This window comes from Pseudonocardia aurantiaca, from assembly GCF_039526725.1.
Taxonomy (GTDB): domain Bacteria; phylum Actinomycetota; class Actinomycetes; order Mycobacteriales; family Pseudonocardiaceae; genus Pseudonocardia; species Pseudonocardia aurantiaca.
Genome location: NZ_BAAAJG010000022.1, coordinates 1 through 12,190, shown reverse-complemented (window position 1 = coordinate 12,190; position 12,190 = coordinate 1). Strand labels below are relative to the sequence as shown.

The 12,190-nt window shown below is 73.3% G+C and carries 13 protein-coding genes; 7 read left to right on the top strand and 6 right to left on the bottom strand.

From position 1 onward, the window contains the following. The coding region (locus ABD143_RS28160) for an adenosylcobinamide-GDP ribazoletransferase (RefSeq protein ID WP_343984465.1) at positions 1–273 on the top strand (273 nt) is incomplete at its 5' end. A 17-nt stretch (positions 274–290) separates the two neighbouring features. Here ABD143_RS28160 and ABD143_RS28155 read toward each other — a convergent pair. Next, entirely contained in the window at positions 291–704 is a 414-nt protein-coding gene (locus ABD143_RS28155; RefSeq protein WP_343984464.1) for a winged helix-turn-helix transcriptional regulator, read from the bottom strand. Between the two features lie 82 nt (positions 705–786). Here ABD143_RS28155 and ABD143_RS28150 point away from each other — a divergent pair, with 82 nt between their 5' ends. Then, positions 787–1,689 (top strand): NmrA family NAD(P)-binding protein, encoded by a 903-nt coding sequence (locus ABD143_RS28150; protein ID WP_343984463.1) that lies wholly within the window; start codon positions 787–789, stop codon positions 1,687–1,689. Positions 1,690–1,720: 31 nt separating this feature from the next. Here the strand turns inward: ABD143_RS28150 and ABD143_RS28145 are convergent, their stop codons facing one another. The 3 genes from ABD143_RS28145 to ABD143_RS28135 form a co-directional block, all read right to left on the bottom strand. Beyond that, positions 1,721–2,824, bottom strand: a complete 1,104-nt coding sequence (locus ABD143_RS28145) for a branched-chain amino acid aminotransferase (protein WP_343984462.1) — start codon at positions 2,822–2,824, stop codon at positions 1,721–1,723. 65 nt (positions 2,825–2,889) lie between these two features. Then, entirely contained in the window at positions 2,890–3,999 is a 1,110-nt protein-coding gene (gene gcvT / locus ABD143_RS28140; protein WP_343984461.1) for a glycine cleavage system aminomethyltransferase GcvT, read from the bottom strand. 11 nt (positions 4,000–4,010) lie between these two features. After that, positions 4,011–4,466, bottom strand: coding sequence for an SRPBCC family protein (locus ABD143_RS28135; RefSeq protein ID WP_343984460.1), 456 nt, complete (start codon positions 4,464–4,466; stop codon positions 4,011–4,013). Between the two features lie 50 nt (positions 4,467–4,516). Between ABD143_RS28135 and ABD143_RS28130 the strand changes: the two genes are divergently transcribed. Further along, the gene (locus ABD143_RS28130) at positions 4,517–5,062 is read left to right on the top strand and encodes a TetR/AcrR family transcriptional regulator (RefSeq protein WP_343984459.1); all 546 of its coding nucleotides are present in this window, start codon (positions 4,517–4,519) and stop codon (positions 5,060–5,062) included. Positions 5,063–5,101: 39 nt separating this feature from the next. After that, positions 5,102–5,701, top strand: coding sequence for a TetR/AcrR family transcriptional regulator (locus ABD143_RS28125; RefSeq protein WP_343984458.1), 600 nt, complete (start codon positions 5,102–5,104; stop codon positions 5,699–5,701). A 345-nt stretch (positions 5,702–6,046) separates the two neighbouring features. Here the strand turns inward: ABD143_RS28125 and ABD143_RS28120 are convergent, their stop codons facing one another. After that, entirely contained in the window at positions 6,047–7,297 is a 1,251-nt protein-coding gene (locus tag ABD143_RS28120) for an APC family permease (protein ID WP_343984457.1), read from the bottom strand. A gap of 144 nt (positions 7,298–7,441) precedes the next feature. Here ABD143_RS28120 and ABD143_RS28115 point away from each other — a divergent pair, with 144 nt between their 5' ends. Beyond that, a complete protein-coding gene (locus ABD143_RS28115) occupies positions 7,442–8,947 on the top strand; it encodes a leucyl aminopeptidase (protein WP_343984456.1) in 1,506 nt (501 codons plus the stop codon). Positions 8,948–9,108: 161 nt separating this feature from the next. On the opposite strand, the gene ABD143_RS28110 is transcribed toward ABD143_RS28115, so the two are convergent. Beyond that, on the bottom strand, positions 9,109–9,459 hold the full coding sequence (locus ABD143_RS28110) for an oxidoreductase (protein WP_343984455.1): 351 nt from the start codon (positions 9,457–9,459) through the stop codon (positions 9,109–9,111). Between the two features lie 159 nt (positions 9,460–9,618). Between ABD143_RS28110 and lpdA the strand changes: the two genes are divergently transcribed. Together lpdA and ABD143_RS28100 are read left to right on the top strand one after the other, a co-directional pair. Next, positions 9,619–11,001, top strand: coding sequence for a dihydrolipoyl dehydrogenase (gene lpdA / locus ABD143_RS28105; protein WP_343984454.1), 1,383 nt, complete (start codon positions 9,619–9,621; stop codon positions 10,999–11,001). A gap of 51 nt (positions 11,002–11,052) precedes the next feature. Further along, on the top strand, positions 11,053–12,190 hold a 1,138-nt coding region (locus ABD143_RS28100; protein ID WP_343984453.1), incomplete at its 3' end, for a biotin/lipoyl-containing protein.

Below are 12,190 nucleotides of genomic sequence, written 5' to 3'. Positions count from 1 at the left end.
GGGGTCGCCGCCGCCCGGCCCGGCGGGCTCGGCGCGATCGTCGCCGGGTCGCAGGCGTGGTGGGTCGCGCCCGTGTGGTGGGTGGCGCTGGCCGCGGCCGCGCTGCCCGTGCTGGGGCCGCGCGCGCCGATCGGGGTGGCAGTCGCCGCGGCGGTGGTCGTGCTGCTCTCGTGGCACACGGCCCGCCGGTTCGGCGGGATGACGGGCGACGTGTTGGGGGCCGCCGGCGAGCTGGCCACGACGGCGGTACTGGTGGTGCTGGCCGGCACCTGATCGACCCCCCGGTGGGCTCACAGTTGCCCGTGGTCGGCCTCCCATCGCTCGCGTGACCGGGCGATCTCGTCCTTGTGCACCGCTGACCACTCGGCGAGGTGTGCGACGACCTCGGCGAAGCTGCGTCCCGTCGCCGTGAGCCGGTACTCGACCTGCGGCGGGATCGTCGGGTGCACCGTGCGCTCGACCAGCCCGTCGCGCCACAGCCGGCGCGTCGTCAGCGTCAGCATCCGCTGCGAGATGCCGGGGACGGCCCGCTGCAGCTCCCGGAAGCGCCGGACGCCCTTGGCGAGCTCGACGACGATCAGGACCGTCCACCGGTCGCCCAGCCGGTCGAGCACGCCGCGGATGCCGCAGTCGTCCTCGCCACACGGGCCGATGGGCGGCTGGGCGCCTACCTGGGGGGTTACCGCGGTGTGCGCGACAGACATGGAAGTGCCTCCTGACGATCTTCCCCGAGGTTACCGACGATGAGCCGGTCACGAATCGGAACCGTGGAAGGGATGGATCGCCATGATCCTTGTAACCGGCGCGTCGGGGGCTCTCGGCGGCCTCGTCCTGCATCGACTGGCCGCTGGCGGCGCCCCGGTCGTCGGCGGCACCCGAGCACCCGGGAACAGCTCCGCACGGCAGGTCGACTTCGACCGGCCGGAGACACTGCGGTCCGCGTTCGCCGGCGTCGACGTGCTCGTGCTCGTCTCTGCCGGTTTCGCCGAGGACGATGTCGTGCTCGCCCGGCACGGGGCTGCCGTCGACGCCGCGGCGAGCGCCGGGGTGCGGCACGTCGTCTACACCAGCCTGGCGGGATCCGGCGAGCGGCTCAGCATCGCCCTGGCCCACCGCTGGACGGAGGCCAGGCTCGGCGGGGCGCCGTTCCACGTGACCGTCCTGCGCAACGGGCTCTACGCGGAGTTGCTGGCGGGGATCGTCCTCGCCGGTGCCGAGCAGGCCGCCGCCACCGGAGTCTTCGCGGCGCCGTGGGGTGCGGGCCGGCTCGCCGTGGTGGCTCGCGAGGACCTCGCCGACGTCGCGGCGCGCGTGGCGGCCCAGTCGGACGCGGACCTCGCCGGCGGTGCCCGGAGCCGTCACGCGGGACGGACGTACGAGTTGGAGGGTGTCACCGCCGTGAGCGGCGCGGACGTGGCCGCGATCCTCTCGGCGGGGGTCGGCCGGCCGGTGCGCTACCAGCCCGTGAGCCTCGCGGACGTGCGGGCCGCACTGAGCGCGGGCGGCGCCGAGCCGTATCAGGTCGCGCACACGATCTCGATGTTCGCGAACCTCGGCGCCGGGCTGCTGGACCGGCGGGACTCCGACCTCCCGGCGCTGCTCGACATTGAGCCCCGGCCCGTGCGCGATCTCCTCGCGGAGGCCGTGGCGGCTCTCACCGCCGCGCCAGGATCCGGTGCCCGCGGATGACGGGGTCCCGTCCGCCGCGGCGTTCCGATCCTCAGGCCTGGACGAGCGTCCGCATCCAGGAGTGCGTATCCGGCGCCGTGCCGCGCTGGATGTCGGTGAGCAGGCCCCGCAGCTTCATCGTGATCGGCCCGGGCTCGCCGGTGCCCACCGTGACCTCGCCGTCGTTGTGCTTGACCCGTCCGATCGGCGTGATCACGGCGGCCGTCCCGCAGGCGAACACCTCACTGATCCGCCCGTCCGCGCAGCCGGTGAGCCACTCCTCGGCGGAGATCCGCCGCTCGGTGACCTGGCAGCCCAGCTCCTTGGCCAGCACCAGCAGCGAGTCGCGGGTGATGCCCGGCAGGATGCTGCCCGACAGCTCCGGCGTGACGACCTCGACGGCGTCCCCGGTGCCGAAGACGTAGAAGATGTTCATGCCGCCCATCTCCTCGACCCACTTGCGCTCCACGGCGTCGAGGTAGGCGACCTGCGCGCAGCCGTGCTCGGCGGCCTGGGCCTGCGGGAGCAGCGACGCGGCGTAGTTCCCGCCGCATTTCGCGGTACCGGTGCCGCCGGGCGCGGCGCGCGTGTAGTCGGTGCACAGCCAGACGTCGACGGGCTTCACGCCGCCCGGGAAGTAGACGCCTGCCGGCGAGGCGATGAGCAGGTAGAGGTACTCGGTGGCGGGCCGTACACCGAGGCCGACCTCGGTGGCGATCATGAACGGGCGCAGGTACACCGACTCCTCGCCACCCGCAGGCGGCACCCAGGCCCGGTCGACGCTGAGCAGCTCGGTGAGCGAGGCGAGGAACAGCTCGTCGGGAAGCTGGGCCATCGCGAGCCGGGCCGCGGAGTTGCGGAAGCGCGCCGCGTTGGCCTCGGGCCGGAAGGAGGCCACCGAGCCGTCGGGCTGCTGGTAGGCCTTGAGACCCTCGAAGATCTCCTGCCCGTAGTGCAGGACCATGGAGGCCGGGTCGAGGCTGAGCGGGCCGTAGGGCACGACCGCGGGGTCGTGCCAGCCGTCCCCCGCCTTCCACCGGATCGTGACCATGTGGTCGGTGAAGTACCGGCCGAACCCCGGATCAGCGACGATCTGCGCGCGCCGGTCCGCCGGCACGGGCGCGGGGTTGAGGGTGCGGGAGAACTGCGCGCTCATGCTCAGCACGGTACTGGGTGGGGCAACGGTCGGACGTCCGACCATCCCGGTGGTACCGAGCCGGGTCAGCGGACGTGCGACTCGACGAACGGCGGCTTGACCACGGTGCACTCGAGCGACCGGCCGCGCACGTCCACGGTAACCGTGTCGTCGAGGCCCACACCGGAGGCCGTGTCGATGAGCGCCAGCGCGATGCCGGTTTTGAGCGTCGGCGAGAACGTCCCCGACGTGGTGGTTCCCACCCGCTCCCCACCGGCCAGGACGTCCATTCCCGGGCGCGGGACGCCGCGGCCGGTGGCCCGCAGCCCGCGTAGCCGCCGCGCCGGGCCGGCCGCCTTCTCCGCAACGAGCGCCTCCCGGCCCCAGAACTCGGGCTTCGACCACCCCACCGCCCAGCCGCTGCCCGCCTGCACCGGCGTGATGTCCTCGGAGAGGTCCTGTCCGTGCAGCGGGTAGCCCATCTCGGTGCGCAGGGTGTCGCGAGCGGCGAGTCCGGCAGGCCCACCGCCGAGCGCCTCGGCCGCCGCCAGCAGCTCGTCCCACACGCGGGGCGCGTCGTCCGCGGGCACGAGCAGCTCGTAGCCGCGCTCGCCCGTGTAGCCGGTCCGGCACACCCGCAGGCCCGCGACGTCGGAGAACGCCATGTAGTCCATGCCGGCGAGGTCCGCCGCACCCGGAAGCACGCTGACGAGCACCTCCGGTGCCCTCGGACCCTGCACGGCCAGCACCGCCAGGTCGCGGTGCCGGTCGGCGACCCCGATGTCGTCGGGGGCCGCGGCGCGCAGCATCGTGGCCACCCGGGCGGCGTTGGCGGCGTTGGGCACGGCGAGCACCTCGTCCGGGCCGACGAGGTAGACGATCACGTCGTCGACGACTCCCCCGGACTCGGCGCAGCACAGCGTGTACTGCGCCTGCCCCGACCCGATCTTCCCGAGGTCGGCGGTGAAACAGCGGTTCACGAAGTCCGCCGCGCCGGGCCCGGTGATCGACAGCTTGCCGAGGTGGCTCACGTCGAACACACCGACGGCCGAGCGCACCGCGGTGTGCTCGGCCACGGTGCCTGCGGGGTAGGAGATCGGCATCGACCAGCCGCCGAAAGCGCCGAGCGTGGCACCGAGCGCGGTGTGCCGGTCGTGCAGCGGGCTGGTCAGCAGGTCGTCCAGGCGGTCGTCCACGCCACGGGACGCTAGTGCCTGCCCACCCCGCCGGCTCCGCCCGCCGTGCCTGGGTGCTCGCTGCCCCGCTTGAGCCCGTCGGCCTCCATGGCCAGGTAGCGCCGAGTCAATCCGCCGCCGAGCACGCCGAAGATGCGGCCGACCGGTCCGGTCTGGACGATCCGCAGCCGCAGCGCCGTTCCGTCACCGGCGGGGGCGATGTGGTGCTCACCGACGGTCCGGACGCCCGGCCCGGCGGACGCCCACGTGAAGCCCGTCGCCGGGTCCAGGTCGGTGACCTCCCACTGCGCCACCGGCAGCCGCGGCTGGCGCACCTCGGCCCGGCTTCCGACGGCGAGCGCGCCGTCGTCGAGGCGGCGCACCGACGTCATCGACGCGGTCCATTCGGGCCAGCTCTCGACGTCGGACAGGACGGCCCAGACCCGCTCGGGTGGGGCGTCGATCGTGACGGCGTGCTCGAACTCCATCAGACCTCCCAGCGATGTACCACTTGGTACGGAAACGTACCATCTGGTACATGGGCGCCAAGGACGACCTGCTCGCCGCGGCCATGGCGTACGTCACCGAGCACGGGGTGAGCGACCTGAGCCTCCGCACGCTCGCCACCGCCATCGGCACGAGCCACCGGATGCTCATCTACCACTTCGGCTCGCGCGAGGGCCTGCTCGTCGAGATCGTGAAGGCCGTCGAGCAGCAGCAGCGCGACCGTCTCGCCGCCCTGCTCGCCGAGCCCGGCCGCAGCCCGCAGGAACAGGCTGAGCGGTTCTGGGAGCAGCTGGTCGACCCCGCGACGTGGCCCCAGGAGCGGCTGTTCTTCGAGCTCTACGGCCAGGCGCTGCAGGGCAGGCCGCATGCCGTCCCCCTGCTCGAGGGCGTGGTGACGGAATGGCTGGAACCGCTCACCGAGCTGACGGTGCGCAGCGGGGTGCCGCGGGAGAAGGCCAGGGCCCACGCCCGGCTGCGGCTCGCGGTCGCCCGGGGGCTGCTGCTCGACCTGCTGGCGACCGGCGACGTCGAGGGCGTGCGCGCGGCGGGTGAGGCACATCTCGCGGCCTATGAATGAAAAACTGATACGTTCATAGCCTCACTGAGGAGGGTCCTGGTGGCGGTCGCCTTCACCGCGGCGGAGCGGGAGCGCATCACCGAACTGCTGCTCGAGACCGGGCACCGACTGTTCACCACACAGGGCCTCCGCAAGACCTCGCTCGCGGAGCTGGTCGCGCCCGCCGGCATCGCGGCGAGCAGCTTCTACGCGTTCTTCCCCGCGAAAGAGGCGCTCTACCTGGAGCTGATGGTCCGCCGCGCCCCGCTGCTCGCCGGTGAGCTGGCCACGGCGCTCGCGCAGCGGCCGGCGCGGGCTGCGCTCGTCGCCGTGATGCGCACGACGGTCCGCCTGCTCGACGAGGACGCGCTCTACCGCCGCCTGCTCACCCATCCCGACGAGCTGGCCGCGGTCGGCCGCCGGATGGGACCCGACGAGTTGCGGCGCGTCGAGCCGCACCTCATGGCGCCACTCGTCCGGTTCGTCGAGGAGGCGCAGGCGCGCGGGGAGCTCGTCACCGCGACGCCCGGGGCGGTGGTGGGCGTGCTGCGGTCGGTCGGGCTGCTCGTACTGCACCGGGCCGAGTACGGCGACACCTACAAGGAGGTTCTCGACCTCGCCGTCGAGAGCCTCGCCGACGGGCTCACCGCCCATTCCTGAGAGGTCTCCGATGGCGACCGCCGTCTCCGCTGTCATGCACGCATTCGGGATGGACGAGGACGCCTGGAAGCGCCGACGGCGTGGGCATCGAAGGGCATCTACGGCGAGCGGATCTGGGCCACCGAGCCCGGCCGCGTGCCCGCGCACCACCGCCGCGCCTTCCGCCTGGTCGCAGCGCCCGGCGTGGTGGGCACGGCACTGCTCGTCTGGGGCCTCGTGATGCTCGACGTCTGGCCGACCGTCACCGGCGCCGCTCTCGTCGTTCTCGCGGCTGTGGCGGATCGACCGCCTGGTCTGGATGTACGAGGAGCTGGACGACGCGCGGCGCTAGGAGCGCCGTCCCTCCTAGCGGCGCCGCAGCAGGGTGCAGAGCGTCCAGCCGACGACGAGGGCGGCGACGGCGATCAGCACCTGCGTCAGAGGAAGCAGCACCGCCAGCCCGACGCACATCAGCAGGCCGAGCACCGACGTCCAGTGCGGCCAGCTGCGCTGCGCGACGGGCAGGCGCAGTGCGGCGAGGTTGATCACGGCGTAGTAGACGAGCACCGAGCACGCCGAGAGCGCGATCGCCGCCGCCGGGCCGGCGAGCACGGCGATCAGCACGGTGACGAGCCCGCCCGCCACGTCGGCCATGCCGGGGGTGCCGCGCGAGTTGATCACCGCGAGGCGGCAGGGCAGCTCCCCGCGCCGGGCCATGGCGAGGGCGGTGCGGCTGACCCCGACCAGCACCGAGAGCAGCGCCGAGCCGGCTGCAACCGCCGCACCCACCCGCACGAGCACACCCAGCGCTCCGGCCCCGCCCACGTCGACCACCGCGACGAGCGGGGCTGCCTCCGTGGCCAGCCGGTCCGCGCCGAGGCTCGCCAGCAGGGCGGCGGCCACCAGCAGGTACGTCACGAGCGCCACACCCAGGGCGACGGCGATCGCCCGCCGTAGCGTCCGCGTCGGCTCCCGCACCTCCTCGCCGAGCGTGGCGATGCGCGCGTACCCGGCGAACGCGAAGAAGACCAGCCCGGTCGCGGTCAGCACGCCGAGCACACCACCGCGCACCGCCACCGGCACGGCGTCCGTGGTGGCCGCCGATGCGACGGACGTGCCGTCCGGCCCGAACAGCCCGACCAGGATGACGACCAGCAGCACCGTGAGCGTGCCGCCGACCAGCGCATACGCTCCGCGGGACGTCCAGCGCACGCCTGCCGTGTTCAGCACCGTGACCGCGATGATCACGATGATCGCCGCAGGCAGGGGCTGCGACGGGAGCACGTAGCCGCCAAACACGCCTGCCGCGGCGGCGGCCGACGCCGTCTTTCCGACGAGGAACGCGACACCGGCGAGGCGCCCGGCGGCAGGCGAGAGCCGCTCGCGCCCGTAGACGTAACCGCCGCCGCTCTCCGGGTGGGCGACCGCGAGGTCGGCGGTGGAGGCCGCGTTGCACGCGGCCACCACTCCGGCCAGCGCCACCGCGAGCAACAACCACGGCCCGGCGGCCGCCGCCGCCGGAGCCCAGACGGCGAACACGCCGGTACCGAGCATCGCGGCCAGCCCGAGCACTACGGCATCGGCGGTACCCAGTCGGCGCTGCACGCTCGAGGACACGCCGCCCACCCTTGCACCCGGGCCTGCCCGATCCGGCCGCACGCGGGTGTCATTAGCATCTCGAAGCGGTCTCGCCGAAGGACCTACAGCGACAACAATCTGGTCCGTTCCGCCGGCCGGCCACACTCGAGAGGACAAAAAAGCGTGCCCACCGATCTCTACAACACGAGCGGCTCCGCGGCCGCCGCAGACGCAGACGCCGTGGTGATCGGGCTCCTGCCCGCCACCGAGGGCGACGGAGTGCCCCGCCTCGCTCCCGGCTCGGACGAGGTGGCGGCGGCGTTCGGCGGGGACGCCGAGCTCACCGCTCTGCTCGCCGTCGCAGGCGCGAGCGGCAAGCAGGACGACGTCGCGAAGGTCCCGTCGCGCGGCTCGGTCGCAGCGCCGCTGCTCGTCGCGGTCGGGCTGGGAGCGCCGGACCAGGACGGCGTGCCGAGCGCGGACCAGGTGCGCAGGGCGTCGGGCGCGGCGGCGCGGGCGCTCGCGGGCACCGGTCACGCCGTCAGCACGCTGGGCCGCATCGACCTCGCCGCGGCGGCGGAAGGCACGCTGCTCGGCGCGTACACCTTCACCGCGTATCGCTCCAACGGGAACGGGCGCTCACCGGTGGCCCGCGTCGGCCTGTTGGCGCAGGACGAGAGCGGAGCGGCGGAGACGCTGCGCACCGCCACCGCCGTCGCCACGGCCGTGCGCAGGGCCCGCGACCTGGTGAACACTCCGCCCAACGACCTCTTCCCCGAGACGTTCGCCGCCAGGGCCGCAGAGGTGGCCGAGGCGGCCGGCCTGACCGTCGAGGTGCTCGACGAGACGGCGCTCGCCGAGGGCGGGTACGGCGGGGTGCTGGGCGTCGGGCAGGGCTCGGCGCGCGGGCCGCGGCTCGTCCGGCTCTCCTACTCGGGCGGGCCGTCGCCGCGGGCGAAGGTGGCGCTGATCGGCAAGGGGATCACGTTCGACACGGGCGGCATCTCGATCAAGCCGGCCGCGAACATGGACCACATGACCTCGGACATGGGCGGCGCCGCCGCGGTCATCGCCGCCACCGTGCTGGCCGCTGAGCTGGAGCTGCCGGTGGCGGTCACGGCGACCGTGCCGATGGCCGAGAACATGCCGAGCGCCACCGCGTACCGGCCGGGCGACGTGCTGCGGATGTACGGCGGGCGCACCGTCGAGGTGCTCAACACCGACGCCGAGGGCAGGCTGATCCTCGCCGACGCGATCGCCCGGGCGGCTGAGGACGAGCCGGACTATCTGGTCGAGACCTCCACCCTCACCGGCGCCCAGCAGGTGGCGCTCGGCCTGCGCACGGCCGGGGTGATGGGCAGCGACGAGTTTCGCGACCGCGTCGCCGCGCTGGCCCGCGCCACCGGCGAGGACGGCTGGGCGATGCCGCTGCCCCCGCACCTGCGCGGCGAGCTGGACTCCCGGATCGCCGACATCGCCAACGTCACCGGCGCGCGGTGGGCCGGAATGCTGGTGGCCGCAACGTTCCTGCGCGAGTTCGTGCCCGAGGGCCTGCCGTGGGCGCACATCGACATCGCAGGCCCGTCCTTCCACAGCGGCGGCCCCTACGGCTACACGACGAAAGGCGGCACCGGCGTGCCCGTCCGCACCCTGCACGCGGTGCTGGCCGACATCGCCGCGAACGGCTGACACGCACCAACACCGCAACTCGCCCGCACTTCCACAGCGACTCGCGGACATCCACGCACATCCCCGCGAGTCGGGGTCTGGGTGCGCGCGAGTCGGGGTCTGGGTGCGCGCGAGTCGCTGGATTCGGGTGTGCGAGTCGCTGGGTCGGGGCTCGGTCGGCGTCAGCGGCCCAGGTTGCGGCGGCGCTCCTGTTCGCGCAGGGCGCGCTGGCGGGCGTCGTGGTCGCGCATCCGCTTCGGGTAGCCGACCAGCTGCACGTCGTAGACGGGGATCTTGACGGAGCGGGCGAGCTTGCGGGCGCCGGCGGGGCCGGAGATGCGCCGCCTGGTCCAGGCGCCGTGCTTGTCCACGAGCAGCATGGTGGTCTCGGTGACCGTCGTGCGTGGCTCCACGAACGCCTCCACCCCCTCGTGCGCCGCCACCCACGCCCGCAGGTACGCCTCGTCGCCGCTGTCGGCGGTGCGCAGCACCCCCCTGCGACCGCCCAACCCCAGCTTGCCTAGCAGCCCCATTCCCGCCACCTCCCGCATCCCTCAACGCGCGGAACGTACGTTTTTCTCCCGGGAGCACCAGCCGCCGCGTGCGGCTCCGGCGGATGACAAGATGACGGCTGCGGCGTCACATGCTGTTCGTCCACATCCCGTGGCGGTTGATCGGTAGGGAGTGCACACGTGCCCGAGCACAACGCGGACCTGGTCGTTCTCGGCGGCGGTTCCGGTGGTTACGCCGCTGCGCTGCGAGCGGCCGAGCTCGGCATGTCCGTGGTGCTCGTGGAGCGCGACAAGCTCGGCGGGACCTGCCTGCACTGGGGCTGCATCCCCACGAAAGCGCTGCTCCACGCCGCCGAGGTGGCCGACGCCGCGCGCGAGGGCGACAAGATCGGCGTCAAGAGCTCACTGGCCGGCATCGACATGGCCGGGGTCAACGCCTACAAGGACGGCGTGGTCTCGAAGCTCTTCAAGGGACTGCAGGGGCTCGTGAAGTCCCGCAAGATCAACCTGGTGGAGGGCACGGGCCGCTTCGAGGCCCCCGGCACGGTAGTCGTGGGTGATGAACGTTACGTCGGCCGCAACGTGGTGCTCGCCACGGGCAGCTACTCCAAGTCGCTCCCCGGGCTCGACATCGGCGGTCGCATCATCACGAGCAACGAGGCCATCCGCCTCGACCACGTCCCGAACCGGGTCGTGGTGCTCGGCGGCGGTGTCATCGGCGTCGAGTTCGCATCGGTGTTCAAGAGCTTCGGCGCCGAGGTCACCATCGTCGAGGCGCTCCCCCGGCTCGTCCCCAACGAGGACGAGTTCGCCTCCAAGCTGCTCGAGCGCGCGTTCCGCCGCCGCAAGATCGCGTTCAAGACCGGGGTGAAGTTCACCGGCGCCAAGCAGACCGAGGACTCCGTCACCGTCTCGCTCGAGTCGGGTGAGGAGATCGAGGCCGACCTGCTGCTCGTCGCGGTCGGCCGCGGCCCCAACACCGCGGGCCACGGCTACGAGGAGGCCGGCGTCCGGATGGAGCGCGGCTTCGTCCTCGCCGACGAGCGGCTGCGCACCAACCTGCCGAACGTGTACGCGCTCGGCGACATCGTCCCCGGCCTCCAGCTCGCGCACCGCGGCTTCCAGCAGGGCATCTTCGTGGCCGAGGAGATCGCGGGCCTCAACCCGCCTGCGATCGACGAGGCCGGCATCCCGCGCGTCACCTACTGCGAGCCGGAGGTCGCCTCGGTCGGCCTCACCGAGGCGCAGGCCCGCGAGAAGCACGGCGAGATCCAGACGCTCACGTATGACCTCGCAGGCAACGGCAAGAGCCAGATCCTGCAGACGCAGGGCGCTATCAAGCTGATCAAGGCAGGCGCCGAGGGCACGCAAGGCCCGGTCGTCGGCATCCACATGGTCGGCGCCCGGGTCGGCGAGCTCATCGGCGAGGCCCAGCTCGTCTACAACTGGGATGCCCAGGCCGAGGACGTCGCCGCACTCGTCCACGCCCACCCCACTCAGAACGAGGCGTTCGGGGAAGCGCACCTCGCGCTCGCCGGCAAGCCGCTGCACAGCCACAGCTGATCAGCCCCGGCCACCGAACCCGATCCGCAGGAAGAGGAGCTCCGACCCGCCATGGCCTTCTCCGTACAGATGCCCGCCCTCGGTGAGAGCGTCACCGAGGGCACCGTCACCCGGTGGCTCAAGAAGGAGGGCGACCGGGTCGAGGTCGACGAGCCCTTGCTCGAGGTCTCCACCGACAAGGTCGACACCGAGATCCCGTCGCCCGCGGCCGGCGTGCTGCAGCGGATCGTCGCCGGTGAGGATGAGATTGTCGAGGTCGGCGGCGAGCTGGCCCTGATCGGCGACGAGTCCGGGGCAGTGTCCGACTCCGGCGGCGACGTCGAGACCAGCCGCGCGAGCTCGTCGGCGGTGCAAGCGCCTGCCAAGGCGGAGGCCGACGCGCAGGCCCGGGTCGCCCCGCCGAGCCAGTCGGCCACCAGCCAGTCGGCCCCGAGCCAGGCGGCCCCGAGCCAGGCGGACGAGCCCGTCGAGGCCCCCCGCGCTGCCACGAGGTCCACCGTCTCCGGCACCGCGGTCACCATGCCCGAGCTGGGCGAGAGCGTCACGGAGGGCACCGTCACCCGGTGGCTCAAGCAGGTCGGCGACGACGTCGCGGTCGACGAGCCGCTGCTCGAGGTCTCCACCGACAAGGTCGACACCGAGATCCCCTCCCCGATCGCCGGCACGCTGCTGGAGATCACCGCGGGCGAGGACGAGACGGTCGAGGTCGGCGGACAGCTCGCCGTCATCGGCGACGCATCCGACGTCCCGGCGGAGGAGCCCGCCGCCCCGCCGGCGCGGCAGCAGAGCGCGCCCGCGCAGCAGCAGGCTCCGCGCGAGCCCGTCGAAGAGTCGGCGGCGAGCAACGGCAAGGTCGAGCAGGCCGAGCGCGCGTCCGTCGCCGCGGAGCAGCCCGAGCGCCCCGAAGGTGACGAGGGCGGCGCCGACCAGGCGCAGGGCGCCCCGTACGTCACGCCGCTCGTGCGCAAGCTCGCCGCGGAGAACGACGTGGACCTGACCACCATCGCCGGGTCCGGTGTCGGTGGGCGAATCCGTAAGCAGGACGTGCTCGCCGCGGCCGAGGCCCGCAAGCCGGCTCCGGCGCCGGAGCCGGAACCCGCGCCCGCCGCCGCCCCTGCCGCCGCGCCCGCCCTCGCGGCGTGTGCCGGCGGCAGCGACACAGGTGGCGGCGGGGGCGCGACCACGCACT

What these genes read in the sequence shown, in the direction of transcription:
- ABD143_RS28155 (WP_343984464.1), bottom strand. Translation starts at nt 704, where the DNA reads ATGTCTGTCGCGCACACCGCGGTAACCCCCCAGGTAGGCGCCCAGCCG.
- ABD143_RS28150 (WP_343984463.1), top strand. Translation starts at nt 787, where the DNA reads ATGATCCTTGTAACCGGCGCGTCGGGGGCTCTCGGCGGCCTCGTCCTG.
- ABD143_RS28145 (WP_343984462.1), bottom strand. Translation starts at nt 2,824, where the DNA reads ATGAGCGCGCAGTTCTCCCGCACCCTCAACCCCGCGCCCGTGCCGGCG.
- ABD143_RS28135 (WP_343984460.1), bottom strand. Translation starts at nt 4,466, where the DNA reads ATGGAGTTCGAGCACGCCGTCACGATCGACGCCCCACCCGAGCGGGTC.
- ABD143_RS28130 (WP_343984459.1), top strand. Translation starts at nt 4,517, where the DNA reads ATGGGCGCCAAGGACGACCTGCTCGCCGCGGCCATGGCGTACGTCACC.
- ABD143_RS28110 (WP_343984455.1), bottom strand. Translation starts at nt 9,459, where the DNA reads ATGGGGCTGCTAGGCAAGCTGGGGTTGGGCGGTCGCAGGGGGGTGCTG.